Annotated in this window: 12 protein-coding genes; 9 read left to right on the plus strand and 3 right to left on the minus strand. The window is 73.7% G+C overall.

Annotation, left to right across the window (positions count from 1 at the left end; translation table 11 throughout):
* The first annotated feature begins 138 nt into the window (after positions 1-138).
* A complete protein-coding gene (locus Cco03nite_RS23870; RefSeq protein WP_203694412.1) occupies positions 139-1,689 on the plus strand; it encodes an AMP-binding protein in 1,551 nt (516 codons plus the stop codon).
* A gap of 17 nt (positions 1,690-1,706) precedes the next feature.
* Here Cco03nite_RS23870 and Cco03nite_RS23875 read toward each other — a convergent pair whose 3' ends face one another.
* The gene (locus Cco03nite_RS23875; protein ID WP_203694413.1) at positions 1,707-2,885 is read right to left on the minus strand and encodes a macrolide family glycosyltransferase; all 1,179 of its coding nucleotides are present in this window, start codon (positions 2,883-2,885) and stop codon (positions 1,707-1,709) included.
* 183 nt (positions 2,886-3,068) lie between these two features.
* On the opposite strand from Cco03nite_RS23875, the gene Cco03nite_RS23880 reads away from it, so the two are divergent.
* The 5 genes from Cco03nite_RS23880 to Cco03nite_RS23895 all read left to right on the plus strand — a co-directional run bounded on the left by Cco03nite_RS23880 (position 3,069) and on the right by Cco03nite_RS23895 (position 6,880).
* Positions 3,069-4,448 carry a pyridoxal phosphate-dependent decarboxylase family protein gene (locus Cco03nite_RS23880; RefSeq protein ID WP_203694414.1) on the plus strand — a complete coding sequence of 460 codons (1,380 nt, stop codon included), beginning with the start codon at positions 3,069-3,071 and terminating at the stop codon, positions 4,446-4,448.
* Complete coding sequence (locus tag Cco03nite_RS23885; protein WP_203694415.1) at positions 4,445-5,455, plus strand: phosphotransferase; 1,011 nt, start codon at positions 4,445-4,447, stop codon at positions 5,453-5,455. Before Cco03nite_RS23880 ends, Cco03nite_RS23885 begins: the two co-directional genes overlap by 4 nt.
* 70 nt (positions 5,456-5,525) lie before the next feature.
* A complete protein-coding gene (ppgK, locus tag Cco03nite_RS23890; RefSeq protein WP_203694416.1) occupies positions 5,526-6,278 on the plus strand; it encodes a polyphosphate--glucose phosphotransferase in 753 nt (250 codons plus the stop codon).
* 64 nt (positions 6,279-6,342) lie between these two features.
* Positions 6,343-6,465 (plus strand): hypothetical protein, encoded by a 123-nt coding sequence (locus Cco03nite_RS42925; RefSeq protein WP_275412072.1) that lies wholly within the window; start codon positions 6,343-6,345, stop codon positions 6,463-6,465.
* A 13-nt stretch (positions 6,466-6,478) separates the two neighbouring features.
* The gene (locus tag Cco03nite_RS23895) at positions 6,479-6,880 is read left to right on the plus strand and encodes a hypothetical protein (RefSeq protein ID WP_203694417.1); all 402 of its coding nucleotides are present in this window, start codon (positions 6,479-6,481) and stop codon (positions 6,878-6,880) included.
* 9 nt (positions 6,881-6,889) lie between these two features.
* On the opposite strand, the gene Cco03nite_RS23900 is transcribed toward Cco03nite_RS23895, so the two are convergent.
* Positions 6,890-8,113, minus strand: coding sequence for a cytochrome P450 (locus tag Cco03nite_RS23900; RefSeq protein ID WP_203694418.1), 1,224 nt, complete (start codon positions 8,111-8,113; stop codon positions 6,890-6,892).
* Position 8,114: 1 nt separating this feature from the next.
* The gene (locus Cco03nite_RS23905; RefSeq protein WP_203694419.1) at positions 8,115-9,413 is read right to left on the minus strand and encodes an SGNH/GDSL hydrolase family protein; all 1,299 of its coding nucleotides are present in this window, start codon (positions 9,411-9,413) and stop codon (positions 8,115-8,117) included.
* Positions 9,414-9,769: 356 nt separating this feature from the next.
* On the opposite strand from Cco03nite_RS23905, the gene Cco03nite_RS23910 reads away from it, so the two are divergent.
* Genes Cco03nite_RS23910 through Cco03nite_RS23920 form a run of 3 tightly spaced genes read left to right on the plus strand, consistent with a single transcriptional unit; the run spans position 9,770 to position 14,113 of the window.
* Entirely contained in the window at positions 9,770-11,344 is a 1,575-nt protein-coding gene (locus tag Cco03nite_RS23910; RefSeq protein WP_203694420.1) for an AMP-binding protein, read from the plus strand.
* Positions 11,344-13,425, plus strand: coding sequence for an MFS transporter (locus tag Cco03nite_RS23915; RefSeq protein WP_203694421.1), 2,082 nt, complete (start codon positions 11,344-11,346; stop codon positions 13,423-13,425). Before Cco03nite_RS23910 ends, Cco03nite_RS23915 begins: the two co-directional genes overlap by 1 nt.
* The gene (locus Cco03nite_RS23920) at positions 13,418-14,113 is read left to right on the plus strand and encodes an SGNH/GDSL hydrolase family protein (protein WP_373314314.1); all 696 of its coding nucleotides are present in this window, start codon (positions 13,418-13,420) and stop codon (positions 14,111-14,113) included. The genes Cco03nite_RS23915 and Cco03nite_RS23920 overlap by 8 nt, the downstream gene beginning before the upstream one ends.

The raw sequence follows: 14,113 nt of genomic DNA on the forward strand, positions 1-14,113 counted from the left end.
GAGGAGCCAGATGCATCTCGATGCTCGACGAATGGTTGCGATCTCGTAACGGGCGCTATGGTGCCGGTTCGGAAAGCGCGCCGTGTCAACGTAGCCAGGATGCGCCAGTGTTCGGTCGAGTCACGGGAGTGTCCGACGATGGACCAGCGCGACCAGGAAAACTATGCGGCCCAGGCGCTCGCCGTCTTCGAGGGGTACGGCTCGGCTGAGGCGATCGTGCACGGGGCACGCCGGCTGACGTACGCCGACCTGGCCGCCGGGATCAGGGACATGGCCGCGACGCTGTACGAGAACGGCGTACGGTCCGCCGCGGCGGTCGGCATCCTCGCCGGCAACCCGCCCGAGTCGATCCAGGTGCAGTTCGCCCTGCACCTGCTGGGCTGCCGGTCGGTGTGGCTGGCCCCGAACGCGCCCCCGCAGCTGTGCGCCGACTACCTGTCGCTGGCCGACGTCGACGCGTTCGCCTACGACGCGCGCACCCATGCCGCGCTGGGCGAGCAGCTCGCGCAGGGGGCGGGGGACCTCACGGTGTTCTGCTTCGGCGCGGGCGCGGGCATCGACCTGGCCGCGTCGCGGCGCTCCGGCGCGGCACGGCTCGGGCTGCCGCCGTCGGTGCGCGAGCCGCAGTCGCTGTTCCAGACCGGCGGGACCACCGGGCGGCCCAAGCTGGTGCACCACCGGCACGCCTTCTTCAAGGCGGTGCAGGCGGTCGCGGCCAGCTACCAGGTCACCGACGGCCGCCCGCTGCGGCACCTGGCGGTGGCCGGGTTCTGGCACTCCAGCCAGCAGGTCGCCGCGATGATCACGCTGTTCACCGGCGGGGTGCTGGTGCTGCACGACCGCTTCACCGCCGAGGACTTCCTGGCCACCCTGGAGCAGGAGCGCATCACCAGCGCGGTGCTGCCGCCGCCGATGCTCTACCAGGTGCTCGACCACCCGCGGCTGGCCAAGACGGACACGAGCAGCCTGGCCACGCTGTCCTGCGCCGGCAGCGCCGCCGCGCCGACCCGCCTGGCCGAGGCCGTGCGGCGCTTCGGTCCGGTGCTGCGCCCGGTGTACGGCATGAGCGAGGCCACCTTCATCGCCGCGTACCCGAACCTGGAGTACGACCCGGCGCACCCGGAACGGCTCGGCTCGTGCGGGCGGCCGTACCCCGGGGTGCGGGTCGAGATCCGCGACGGCCGCGGCACGGTCGTCGGGCCGGGCGAGATCGGCGAGGTGTGGGTGTCCGCCGCGCTGATGACCTCCGGCTACTGGGGCCAGGCCGAGCTGACCAGCCGCACCATCGTGGACGGCTGGCTGCGCACCGGCGACCTGGGCCGCGTCGACGACGACGGTTACCTGTTCCTCGTCGACCGGCTCAAGGACATGATCGTCACCGGCGCGACCTCGACGAACGTGTACTCGCGCACGGTCGAGGACACCCTGCTGCGCCACCCGCAGGTGCGGGCCGCGGCGGTGATCGGCGTGCCGCACCAGAGCATGGGCGAGGCCGTCTACGCCTTCGTCGTTCCCGCCGCCGACGCCGAGCTCACCGCCGCCCAGCTGCGCGAATGGGCCGTCACCGAACTCAACGAACTCTGGGCCCCGTACGCCGTCGAGTTCGTCCGGGAACTCCCCCTCACCGACGTGGGCAAGGTCGACAAGAAAGCCCTCCGCGCCCGCCGCGTCGCCGGCGCCACCGGCTGACGAGAGGCCCGCCCGGGTCAGGGGAGGCTGGACTCGATGACGTCAGCGGCGAGGGGTGCGCCGCCGTAGGTGCGGAGGTCGGTTTGGAGGCGCGTCAGCGCGTCGCGTACCCCCTGGTCTGAGGTCAGGTCTTCGACGGCGGCGCGCAGCGCGCCGGGGGTCGGGGCCGCCGGGTCCAGCGGGCGGCCGACGCCCAGCTCGGCCACCCGCAGTGCGTTGACCTCCTGTTCGGGGGTCTGCGGCACGGTCAGCATGGGCACCCCGGCTCGGATCGCCTCCAGGATGCCGCCCATGCCCGCGTGCGTGACGAACACGGCCGCGTGCGCCAGCACGTCGAGCTGCGGCACGCTCGCCGCCACCGTCACGTTGCCGGGCGCCGGGCCGAGTTCGGCGGGGTCGGTGCGTTCGCCCACGGCCAGCACGACCTGCCAGGGGCTGTCGCCCAACGCCTCCACGCAGGTGCGGTAGAAGCCGGGGAGACGGTTGTAGACGGTGCCGAGCGAGATCAGCACGACCGGCCGGCCGGGCTCGGGCGGCGTCCAGCGCGGCTGGAACGCCCGCGGCCCGGTGCACGGCCCGGTGAAGTGGTGGCGCTCGCCGAACGTCTCCGCCCGGAACTGCATGAACCGGGGGTACAGCAGCAACTGCGCGAGCGGCTGGAACGCGCGGACCGCGTCCGGGTCGACGCCCTGCTCGGCGGCGAACGTGTCGAGCTGCACCTGGTGCTCGGGCAGACCGGGCCGGGGCGTGACGGTCAGCCCCAGGTGCCGGGCGATGGACCAGTGCTCGTTGGCGGCCTGGAAGCTCTGGAACTGCACCGCCGGCAGCTCGTCCCGGACGGCGATGAGCCGCCCGGCGAGGCTCTGCATGCCGTACACCATCAGGTCGGGGCGGTCGTCCCGGAAGTACGGCGCGAGCTGCGGCAGCGTGGTGCGGGCCTCGCCGAGGAAACCCTCCCGCACGGTGGCGATGTAGTCGGCGCGCTCGGGCCGCCGCAGGTCGCGGTCGCTTTCGGCGGGCAGGCCGGAGGTGTACGGCACCACCAGCGCCCCCGTGGCCGCGACCGCCTCGGCGCGGGCCGCCACGGTGGCGTAGCTGACCCGGTGGCCGCGCCGGACCAGCTCCGCCACGATCGGCAGGGTCGGATAGACCTCACCGATGGTGGGCGCGTTGACGAAAGCGATGTGTCGACCCATCCGCACAGCGTCGGGCCGGTGACGGGCCCGCTCAAGCGCCCATCGGACCGTCTACTGTGGCGTAACGGTCGATGGACGTCGATCAGGGCTCGCGGCCGAGGCAGGTCCGCAGGGCCTCGTCGCCGGCACGGGGCTGCGGGCTGATCGCTCCGTACCCGGGTCCGATGTAGCAGAGTGCAGGGTATGACCGCACGCCCCGAGGACTACGCGCCCGCGCTGGATCACGCCGTCGCCCATACCCTCGCCTGGCTGGCCTCGCTGCCCGACCGCCCGGTGCGGCCCCGCGCCGGCGCCGACGAGCTGGCGGCCGTGTTCGGCGGCCCGCTGCCGGACGGCCCCACGGACGCCGCCGAGGTCGTCGACCAGCTCGCCCGCCGGGCCGAGCCCGGCCTGATGGCGATGCCGTCGGGCCGCTTCTTCGGCTGGGTCATCGGCGGCACGCTGCCCGCCGCCCTCGCCGCGGACTGGCTGGTCAGCGCCTGGGATCAGAACGCCGCGATGCGCTACTCCACGCCCGCCGCGGCCGCGATCGAGCAGGCTGCCGCCGACTGGGTGCTCGACCTGCTGGGCCTGCCCGGACACGCCGACGTCGGCTTCGTCACCGGCGCGACCATGGCCAACTTCACCGGCCTGGCCGCCGGCCGCCAGCACATGCTGGCCGAGGCCGGGTGGGACCTCGACACGCTGGGCCTGACCGGCGCGCCCCGGGTGCGGGTGCTCGCCGGGGCGGAGCGCCACGCCACCCTCGACCAGGCGCTGCGCTACCTCGGCCTGGGCGCGCCGATCCTGGTCCCCGCCGACGACCAGGGCCGCATCCGCCTGGACGCGCTCGCCGAGGAGCTGGCCCGCGGCGCCGGGCCGACGATCCTGTGCCTGCAGGCGGGCAACATCCACTCCGGGGCGTACGACGACGTCGGCGCGGCCTGCGCGCTCGCCCGGCAGCACGGCGCGTGGGTGCACGTGGACGGCGCGTTCGGCCTCTGGGCCGCCGCCTCCCCGGCCACCCGGCACCTGCTCACCGGGCACGAACTGGCCGACTCGTGGGCCACCGACGCGCACAAGACCCTCAACGTGCCGTACGACTGCGGCATCGTCGTGGTCGCGCACCCCGCGTCGCTGCGGGCCGCGATGGGCACCCAGGCCAGCTATCTGGTACGCGCCGAAGCCGGCCCCGCCGACCCGCAGGACAAGGTCCCCGAGCTGTCCCGCCGCGCCCGCAGCGTGCCGGTGTGGGCGGCGCTGCGCTCGCTCGGCCGCACCGGCGTCGCCGACCTGGTCGAACGGCTCACCCGGCACGCCCGCGCGCTCGCCGACGGCATCGGCGCGATCGAGGGCGCGACGATCCGCAACGAGGTCGTGTTCACCCAGGTCTGCGCCACGTTCGACGACGACGCCCGGACCCGCGAGGTCACCGCCCGGCTGCTCGCCGACGGCGCCGCCTGGATGTCCGGCTCCCGCTGGCAGGGGCGCGACGTGCTGCGGGTGTCGGTCAGCAACTGGTCCACCGACGACGCCGACGTGGCCGCCTCCGTCGCCGCGGTACGCCGCGCCGCCGCCCGATGAGCGCACCCGCCTGGACACCCGAACAGGAGGTCGACGCGGCCCAGGCGGCCCTGCTGATCGCCGAGCAGTTCCCCGCCCTGCGCGGTGCGCCGGTGACCCTGCTCGCCACCGGCTGGGACAACACGGTGCACCTGGTCGGCGGCGAGTGGGTGTTCCGGTTCCCGCGCCGGGCCGTCGCGCTGCGGCTGCTGGCCCACGAGACCGCGGTGCTGCCCCGGCTCGCGGGCCGGCTGCCGCTGCCGATCCCGTTCCCGGAGCTGATCGGCGTGCCGTCGGACGGCTTCCCGTGGCCGTTCTGGGGCGCCCGCCTGGTGCCCGGTGCCGAGCTGGCCGACTCCGGCCTGTCCGACGAGCGCCGCACCCGCGCCGCCGCCGATTTGGGCACGTTCCTCCGCGCCCTGCACGACCCGGTCCTGGCCGCCCGCGTAGCGGTCCGCGCGACGCCGGTCGACGCGGCCGGACCGCGTGGCGGGTCCGCCGCCGCGGAGGCTCCGCCCGCGGCGTCCGGGCCGGACGGGCCTCCCGTGGTGTTGCCGCACGATCCGATGCGGCGCGGGGACCCGGGTGTGCGCGGGCCGCAGGCGCGGGAGTGGCTGGCCCGGCTGGTCGCGGCGGGACTGTGGCGGCCCGATCCGGCCGTGTTCCGGCTGCTGGACGAGGCGGAGCCGCTCGGTCCCGGCGACGGCGCCCCGGTGCTGGTCCACGGCGACCTGCACCAGCGGCACCTGCTGCTCGGCGGCGACGGCCGGGCCACGGGTGTCATCGACTGGGGTGACGTGTGCCTGGCCGACCCGGCCGTGGACCTGTCCCTGGCATACAGCGGCTTCATCGGGCCCGCGCGGGCCGCCCTGCTCGACGCCTACGGCCCGGTGCCGGCCGAGGGTGCGGCGCGGGCCCGGGTGCTGGCCGTGAATCTCAGCGCGGTGCTGGCCGAGTACGCCCACGCCGAGGGCCGGGTCGCGCTGCTGCGCGAGGCGCTCGCGGGCATCGGCCGGGCGGCCCGCTGACCGGCCGGTGGCGGGACCCGTGGTCGCTTGTGGGACGTGGCGGGGGGTGTGCGCGGCCTAGACTGAGGCAATGGCGATTCTGGGCATCGACATCGGCGGCTCCGGCATCAAGGGCGCCCCGGTGGACGTCACCAACGGCACCCTGACCGGCGAGCGGTTCCGGGTGGAGACGCCGCAACCGTCCGACGTGACCAGCGTGGTGGCCGCGGTCGCCGAGGTGGCCGCCCACTTCGGCGCGACGGAGCGGGTCGGCGTCACCTTTCCCGGCGTGGTGCTGCACGGGGTGACCCGCACCGCCGCCAACGTCGACAAGTCCTGGCTCGGCGCGCCCGCCCGAGACCTGTTCGGCCAGGCCGTCGGCGTGCCGGTGACCGTGCTCAACGACGCCGACGCGGCCGGCGTGGCCGAGATGACCTTCGGGGCGGGCCGCGGCCGCAAGGGCGTCACCATCATGCTCACGCTGGGCACCGGCATCGGCAGCGCGGTCTTCATCGACGACCGGCTCGTGCCCAACACCGAATTCGGGCATCTCAAGATCAGGGGTGAGGACGCCGAGGAGCGGGCGTCGGCGCACGCGCGCGAGGTGGACAAGCTCGGCTGGGGCAAGTGGGCCAAGCACGTCGAGGAATACCTGCGCGAGATGGAGAACCTGTTCAATCCCGACCTGTTCATCATCGGCGGCGGCGTCAGCAAGAAGTCCGAGAAGTTCCTGCCGCTGATCGACATCCGTACGCCCGCGGTGCCGGCGGTCCTGCTCAACGAGGCGGGCATCGTCGGCGCGGCGCTCGCCGCCGCGGGGGCGGAGCCCGCCGGCGAGGACTGACCGAATACCCGCCGCGGCGCGCGCCGGCAGGGGATGATGGCCTGGGGCGGGAAGGAACGGTCGGATGCGTATCGGCAACACCGAGGTCAGGCCGCTGGGTGGGGCGTGGGGCTGCCTGGCCATGATCGCTGTGTCGCTCCTGCTCTCGCTCTTCTGCACGATCGGGCTCAACCTGATCGCCCGGTGACCGAGGAGCCGCGATGGCGTTTTCCGATCGCACGACCCTGCGCAACCTGTACCTGTACCTGGTCTGCCTGATCACCCTGGTGATCTCGATCTTCGCCGCGGTCAACCTGGTCCGCAGCACGGTCGAGCTGCTCTACCCCGACCCGGGCTATTACGGGTACGTGCCGCGCTGCGCCGAGAGCAAGCCCGGCCAGGTCTGCACGCCCACCGAGGAGGCGGCGTTCGCCGCGGAGCAGAAGCGCATCGAGAAGCTGACCCGGGACTCGCAGCGCCGCCAGGCGGTGCTGAGCATCGTCGGCTCGGCGACCATGCTGGCCATCGCGGTGCCGGTCTACATCTACCACTGGCGGCGCATCCAGGACGAGCTGCCGCCGCGCGCCCAGGTCACCGGCGGCGAGCCGCTGCCACCGGCCTGACGGCCGGGCTCAGCGCAGGGTCAGCCAGAGCTGCTCGTGGCCGCGCAGCATGAGCTGGCGCGGGGTGCCGGGCGGTTCGGCGAGCCGGATGTCGCCGAACCGCTCCAGCAGCATGGCCAGCCCGCGCTGCCCCTCCAGCCGGGCCAGCGCCGCGCCCAGGCAGTAGTGCGCGCCCGCGCCGAAGCTGAGGGTGGACGTCTCCGTCCGGTCGGGGTCGAACACGTCCGGTCGGGCGAACTGGGCCGGGTCGCGGTTGGCGGCCGCCAGCAGCACCAGCACCCAGCAGCCGGCCGGGATCGGCACCCCGGCGACCTCGGTGTCCTGGGCGACCCAGCGCACCGAGAAGTGCGTGGGCACCTCGTAGCGCAGGATCTCCTCGACGAAGCGGGGGGTCAGCGACCGGTCGGTGCGCAGCCGGGCCAGCTGGTCGGGCCGCTCCAGCAGCAGGGTGAGGCCGTTGCCGAGCAGGTGGGTGGTGGTGACGAAACCGGCGTTGAACACCACGATCAGGTTGGCGACCAGCTCCTCCTCGGACAGCTGCCCGCCGTCGGACTCCAGGGCCTGCACCAGCGCGGTGACCAGGTCGTCGCGCGGCTCCGCCCGCCGCCGCGCGGCCAGCTCGGCGAAGTAGGGCGTGATCTCCTCGGCGGCGGTGTTCGCGGCGGCCACATTGTCCGGGGTCGCGCCGCCCAGCTCCAGGATCGCGCCGAGGGCCAGGGCCCGGGGGCGGTACCAGGCGCGGTCGGCCTCGGGCACGCCGAGCAGCTCGCCGAGCACGTTGGCGGGCAGCGGGAAGGCGAACTCGCTCATGAAGTCGACCTTCCCGCCGGCGGCCTGCTCGGCGAGGCGGTCGAGCAGGTCCGCGGTGAGGCTTTCGATCGCGGGGTCGAGCGCGTTGATCCGGCGCGGGGTGAACGCCTGGTTGAACATCTTGCGCATGCGGGTGTGCCGGGGCGCGTTGGTGAAGAACACCGAGTTCATGAACACCGCGTGTGCCCGGTTGCCCTCCCAGCTGGGTTTCGCGCCGAGCAGCGTCTCGTCCATCACCTTGAAGGTCGCCGAGTCGCGCAGCACGTGCGCGGAGGCCTCGTACCCGTGCACGACGTAGCTGTACCGGTCGCCCGGCGCGACCTTGCAGACCGGGCCGAGGGCGTGCAGCCGCGCGTAGAACGGGTACGGGTCGCGGCGCACCTCGTCGGTGTGCAGCGATGCCAGCGAGACCTCGGCGGCCACGTCACTGCTCGTCGGAGTCGTCGGCGAGGAGCAGGTCGAGCGGGATCGCCTTGGCCATCGCCTCGTTGCCGGCGTCGTTGGGGTGGATGTGGTCGCCGCTGTCCCACTCGGGCCGCAGCTTGGTCGGGTTGGCCGGGTCGCGCAGGGCGGCGTCGAAGTCGATGACCCCGTCGAAGTCGGTGCTGGTCCGGATGTACGAGTTCACCTGCAGCCGCACCGAGTCCAGGATCGGGGTGTACGCCACCACGCCCGGAGCCGACTCGAAGGCGTTCCAGGGGCTCAGCGTACAAACGATGATCTTCAAGCCGGACTGCCTGGCCACCGAGGCCATCTGCTGGATGCGCGCGATGATGTTGTCGGCGGTGTCCTGGCTGAGCCAGACGTCGTTGATGCCGAGCGCCAGGATGACCGTGCGCACCCCGGTCTGCCCGAGCACGTCGAAGTGGAACCGGGACGCCCCGTTCATGCCCAGCTCGTTGACGCCGAGGTCGGCGCCGTTGAGGGTGAGCCGGTTGCCGGACAGGCCCGCGTTGAGGATGCCCGGCGCCCGGCCCTCGGGGGCCTCCTTGACCAGCCGCGCGGCGAGGTAGTCGGTCCATCGGCGGTCGGCGTTGACGGTCGTCTTGAGCCCGTCGGTGATCGAGTCGCCGAGCACCACGATCGAGCCCTGCCCGCTGCGGTTGAGCACGTCGAGCCCGGCCAGGTAGTACCAGTTGTTGCGGGTCTCGGCGAGCTTCGCGCCGCTGGCCGCGCTCGCGTGGTCGCCCGTGCCGATGTAGGCGGTCTCCCGGGCGTACAGGTGCCAGGTGGCCGGGTTCGGCTTCGGCTGCGCCGGCACGTAGAGGCTCACCGCGACGTCCTGCGAGGCGGGGATCTCCATCGGCACCGGATCGCTCACCGCGCTGCCGCCGGACGGGATGGTGACCGACTTCTGCCCGTTGAACGTGGCGTCCACGACCGAACCCGGCTTCAGGTCGCCGGGGCCGGCCTCGGGCCAGGGCAGGGCGAGCGTGGCGCGGCCGATGGTGAGCGGCGCGGTGCCGTACCGGTTGGACAGCCGGATGCGGGCCTGCGTGCCGCCGACCGAGGTGTGCACGAACATCCGGATGGTCTGGTCGGAGAAGCCGTCCTTGGACTTGCCCGCCCCGGCCGGGGTCAGCGCCGCCGACCAGGAGCCGACCCAGGCCTCCGGCTCGGGGGCGACGGCCTGGCTGTTCGCGGTGGCGACCAGCAGGGTCGAGCCCACGGTCACCAGGGTGACCAGGGCCATCAGGAATTGCCGTTGCCGGGGGCTGTTCATCGGGGTGGGGCTCCTCGGTCGCGGAGGGGTGTTGTCGACCATCGATCACCGGAACCCGGGCGTCGCCCGGCGCGCCGCGTGCGCGGCGGTGCCGGGCTCCGTGGTGTCAGGTCGGCAGTCTAAGCCGATCGGAGCGCGCTTGGCACCACCGGAATCGATGGACCGTCCGCTCCAGACGTCTGCATACGCAAATGTCCCGATTGGAAAATGACGAGTGTACGAATCGACGACCCTAGGTGGTGGATGATTCATCCCGGCGGCGGTAACGTCCTGCGCACAGGTCGCTGCCACACACCCGGAATCGGCCTGCCACCAGCGAATCCGCTGCCTTCTGACCAAACTGGGGTGACTCGACCGTGGGCGATCGCACATACGATCCGGCGGACAACTACGCCGCAAAGGCATTGACACTCTTCGCCGGATTCGGTGACGCCGAAGCGCTCGTCGCGGTCGACGGGCGGCGCTACTCCTACGCCGAGGTGCACGGCGAGGTGATCGCGATGGCCGGGGCGCTGTGGGCGCACGGCGTACGCCCCGGACAGGCGCTGGGCGTGCTCGCCCGCAACCCCGCCGAGTCGATCTTCCTGCAGCTCGCGGCCGGGCTGATGGGCTGCCGCACGGCCTGGATCGCCAACAACGCCCCGCCGCGGTTCCGGCGCGGCTTCCTCGACCTGGCCGAGGTCGACGCGTTCGTCTACGACGCCGGCAAGCTGCCCGAGATGGGCGCGGAGCTGGCCGCCCTGGCGGCACCCCGGCCGGTGTTCTGCTTCGGATCCGGCGGCAAGGGGCCGGACCTCACCGCCGGGACGCCCGCGATCACGCTGCCGTTCGATCCGGCCGGCGTCACCCACGAGCCGTCGTCGCTGTTCCAGACCGGCGGCACCACCGGCTCGCCGAAGCTGGTGCACCACGGCCACGGCTTCTTCGCCGCGCTGCACGCCCTGTCGGAGCACTACCTGCACAGCGGCCAGCCCACCCTGCGCCACCTGCTGATCGCCGGCACCTGGCACGTCAGCGCGCAGACTGCCGTGTTCATGACCCTGTTCACCGGCGGCACCGCGTTCCTGCACGACGGCCTCGACTACCCGCTGTTCTACGACACGATCGAACGCGAGCGCATCAACAGCACGCTGCTCGCCCCGCCGCTGCTCTACGTGCTGCTCGACGACCCGAAGTCGGCCGGGGTCGACTTCAGCAGCCTGCACACGCTGACCGTGTCGGGCGCGGCGGCCTCGCCGACCCGGCTCACCCAGGCCATCGAACGCTTCGGCCCGGTGCTGCGCATCGTGTACGGCATGAGCGAGTCCCCGTTCATCTCGGCGCTGCCCGGACTCGACCACGACCCGGCGCATCCCGAACGGCTGTCCTCGTGCGGCATCCCGTACGGCGACGTGCGCGTGCAGATCCGCGACGAGGACGGGCAGGTGCTGCCACCCGGCACGGTCGGCGAGGTGTGGATCGCCGGTTCGCTGCTGATGCGCGGCTACTGGGGCATGCCGGAGCTGACCGCGCACACGCTGGTGGACGGGTGGCTGCGCACCGGCGACGTGGGCAAGCTCGACGACGACGGCTACCTGTACCTGATGGACCGGGTCAAGGACATGATCGTGACCGGGCTGAGCAGCACCAACGTCTTCTGCCGCCCGGTCGAGGACGCGCTGGCCACCCACCCCGAGGTGCAGGCCGCGGCGGTCATCGGCGTCCCGCACGAGCTGGAGGGCGAGTCGGTGTACGCGTACGTCGTGCGTACGCCCGACGGCGCCGTCACCGGGGCGGAGCTGATCCGGCTCGCCACCGCCGAACTCAACGCGATGTGGGCCCCGCAGCAGGTCGAGTTCATCGAGGCGTTCCCGCTGACCGAGTTCGGCAAGGTCGACAAGAAGGCGCTGCGGGAGCGGTACGCCGCCCGCACCGGTTCTGGAGGACAGTGATGACGATCCACGCCGCACCCGTGGTCGGTGACCCGGCACCGGAGCAGGCCGAGCAGGCCGCGGGGCTGCCGGTGCTGGCCGCCGCGGCGGTGTCGACGCTGGCCACCCGGATGTCGCTGCTGGTGGTGCCGTGGCTGCTGCTGGCCGGGGACGCCGGCTGGCAGGCCGTCGGGCTGGTCTCGGCGGCCCAGGTGCTGGCTTACCTGCTGGCCGGCCCGCTGGCTGTGGCGCTGGCCGACCGGCTGCGCCCGATGCGCCTGGCGGTGTCGGCCGACCTGCTCAGCGCCCCGGCGCTGGCGGGGATCGCATACTTCGCGCTGCCCGACTCGGCGTTGGCGGCGAGGTCGGGTCTGCCCGGTGCGGTCGGTCTGGGTGTGCTGGCGGCCCTGGCCGGTGCGTTGCGATCGATCGGCGACCGGGCCAGGGACGCGGTGCGCCGCGACGTCACGGACGACGGTGCGCGACCGCCGCGATCGGGTCTGGTCCGTGCGCTGCAGGTGCTCGCGGTGCTGGCCGGGGGAGCGGCGGCGGGAGTGCTCGCGGTGCGTCTGGGCCCGGCCGGGGTGCTCTGGCTGGACGCCGTGCTGTGCCTGCTCGGCGCGGCGATGCTGGTGCAGGCGGTCACCGTCCGGCCGCGCCCCGACGCCGCGACGCCGCAGTCCGAAGTGCTCAGCGGCGAGGTGCTGCCCGCCGAGGCAGGCTCGACCGCGGGCGACGCGAAGGGCTCCGCCTCGCCGCGGTCAGATGACGAACGCCGGGCGACCGACCGTGACACCGCCGGAACAGACTACGAACGGCGGGCGACCGACCGCGACGCCGGAGCCGTGGCGGAAACGGCGGCCGAGGGCCGGGTGTCCGCTGCGGCCCAGGTCGTGGGCGACCCGCCGCTCAACGGACGGGTCGCTGCTCCGCCGCGCGACGGCGCTTCGGCAGGCACCGCCGACCGCGCCCACGATGCTCCAGCGGCGACCGACGACTTGGCTGACGATCACCCGGCGGCTGCCGCCGAGCGGACCGGCGACGGCCCCGTCACGCGTGGACGGCATGCGGCAGAGGAGGTGGGTCCGGCCGGCGACGGCCGGCAGGCGCTGCCGATCGCCCGTACCCAGGCTCGCGACCTGCGGCGTAGCGCGATGGCGGAGCTGCGGGCCGACGGGCTGGTGCGCCGCCTGGCGGCCGTGCTGTTCGTGACGAACCTGCTGGTGCAGGCCGGTGCGGTGCTGCTGGTGGCGGCCTGGGTGGAGCACGTGCTGCGGGAGCCGGGCCTGCTCGGCCTGGTCGGCGGGGCCTTCGCACTCGGCGCGGTCACCGGGTCGGTCGTGCTGACCGGGTTGACCAGGACACCGTCCCGGCACCTGGTGCTCGCGCTGGCCTTCCTCGCCGGGGGCGGGGCTGCCGCGGTCGTCGGCGGGCTGCCGCCGGTGCAGCTGATCGTCGCGGTGGTGGCCGCGGTGTGCGGGGCGACCATGTCGTCGGTGACGCCGCCGCTGGGCATGCTGCTGTCGCAGCGGGTGCCGGTGCCGGTGCGCAGCCGGGTCGGCGCGTTCGCCGCCGGAGTGGCCCACCTGGGCGTGCCGCTCGGCACGGCCGCCGCGGCCTGGGCGCTGCCCCGGCTGGACCTGCGCTGGGCGCTGGCCGCCGCGGCCGGGGCCTACCTGGTGGCGCTGCTCGCACCGGTGTTCGCGTACCGCACCTGGCGGCAGCTGAGCGCCGGTGCGCCTGCCGTGCTGACCGGTGCGGCCCGGCTGCCCGCCCGCCTGTCGGTGACGCTGGCCTACGCCAACGGCCAGTGGCTGGTGGAGGTGCGCAAGGGCCGCGCGCTGCTCGGCTCGCGGCACCTGGTGAAGAGCGCCGAGGCGCTGAACATGCTGGCCCTGCTGGACGTCCCGGGCGTACGCCGCAGCGTCGAGGAGGCGCTCACCGTCGACCAGACCGAGGCGGCCCGGCAGGCCGAGCGCATGCGCAGCGAGCTGGCCGAGCTGGAGGCGAAGCTGGCCGGGCTGTCGGAGATGGCCGAGCTGAGCGAGGTGCGGCTGCCCGTGCAGCAGACGCCGAACAACAAGGCGGCCAGCCATGGTTGACGGGTACGCCGCCATGCCGGAGGCGGCCGACCCGTACTGCCTGCGCCCCGGCGAGGCGGCCGCGCTGCTGGCCGGGCACCCGTGGAAGCGCTTCGCGGTGCTGGGTGACAGCGTCGCCTCGGGGGTGGGCGACCCGGTGCCCGGTTACGTGGAGCAGGCCTGGTGCGACCGCATCCGCGGCGAGCTGGCCGAGCAGCAGCCCGACCTGGCCTACCTCAACCTGGGCGTGCGCGAGCTGCGCGCGGCCGAGATCCGGGAGCGGCAACTCGATGACGCGCTGCGCTTCGCGCCGGACCTGGCGCTGATCTCGGCGGGCGGCAACGACGCGATGCGGCGCTCGTATCAGCCGGACGCGGTCGACGCCGAGCTGGCCGCGATGATCACCGCGCTGCGCGCGGCGGGTGCGGACGTGATCACGGTCGGCATGTTCGACGTCTCCTTCGCCCCGTCGTTTCCCGAGCCGGTGAAGCAGCAGGTGGGGGAGCGGATGCGGATGCTGTCGGCGCGCACCGCGGCGCTCGCGGCCCGGCTCGGCGCGATCCACGTCAACTGCACCGGTCACCCCGCCGAGCGCGACCCGGCCAGCTACAGCGCCGACGGCGTACACGGCAACCTGCGCAGCCACAGCATCTGCGCCGCCCTGACCGTCCGCCGCCTCGGCCTGCACCTCGGCCGCCGCAACTCTTAA

This window comes from Catellatospora coxensis (assembly GCF_016862635.1).
Classification (GTDB): domain Bacteria; phylum Actinomycetota; class Actinomycetes; order Mycobacteriales; family Micromonosporaceae; genus Catellatospora; species Catellatospora coxensis.

Coding starts and splice junctions, on each gene's coding strand:
- Cco03nite_RS23870 (WP_203694412.1), top strand. CDS start 139: ATGGACCAGCGCGACCAGGAAAACTATGCGGCCCAGGCGCTCGCCGTC.
- Cco03nite_RS23875 (WP_203694413.1), bottom strand. CDS start 2,885: ATGGGTCGACACATCGCTTTCGTCAACGCGCCCACCATCGGTGAGGTC.
- Cco03nite_RS23880 (WP_203694414.1), top strand. CDS start 3,069: ATGACCGCACGCCCCGAGGACTACGCGCCCGCGCTGGATCACGCCGTC.
- Cco03nite_RS23885 (WP_203694415.1), top strand. CDS start 4,445: ATGAGCGCACCCGCCTGGACACCCGAACAGGAGGTCGACGCGGCCCAG.
- ppgK (WP_203694416.1), top strand. CDS start 5,526: ATGGCGATTCTGGGCATCGACATCGGCGGCTCCGGCATCAAGGGCGCC.
- Cco03nite_RS42925 (WP_275412072.1), top strand. CDS start 6,343: ATGCGTATCGGCAACACCGAGGTCAGGCCGCTGGGTGGGGCGTGGGGC.
- Cco03nite_RS23895 (WP_203694417.1), top strand. CDS start 6,479: ATGGCGTTTTCCGATCGCACGACCCTGCGCAACCTGTACCTGTACCTG.
- Cco03nite_RS23905 (WP_203694419.1), bottom strand. CDS start 9,413: ATGAACAGCCCCCGGCAACGGCAATTCCTGATGGCCCTGGTCACCCTG.
- Cco03nite_RS23915 (WP_203694421.1), top strand. CDS start 11,344: ATGACGATCCACGCCGCACCCGTGGTCGGTGACCCGGCACCGGAGCAG.
- Cco03nite_RS23920 (WP_373314314.1), top strand. CDS start 13,418: ATGGTTGACGGGTACGCCGCCATGCCGGAGGCGGCCGACCCGTACTGC.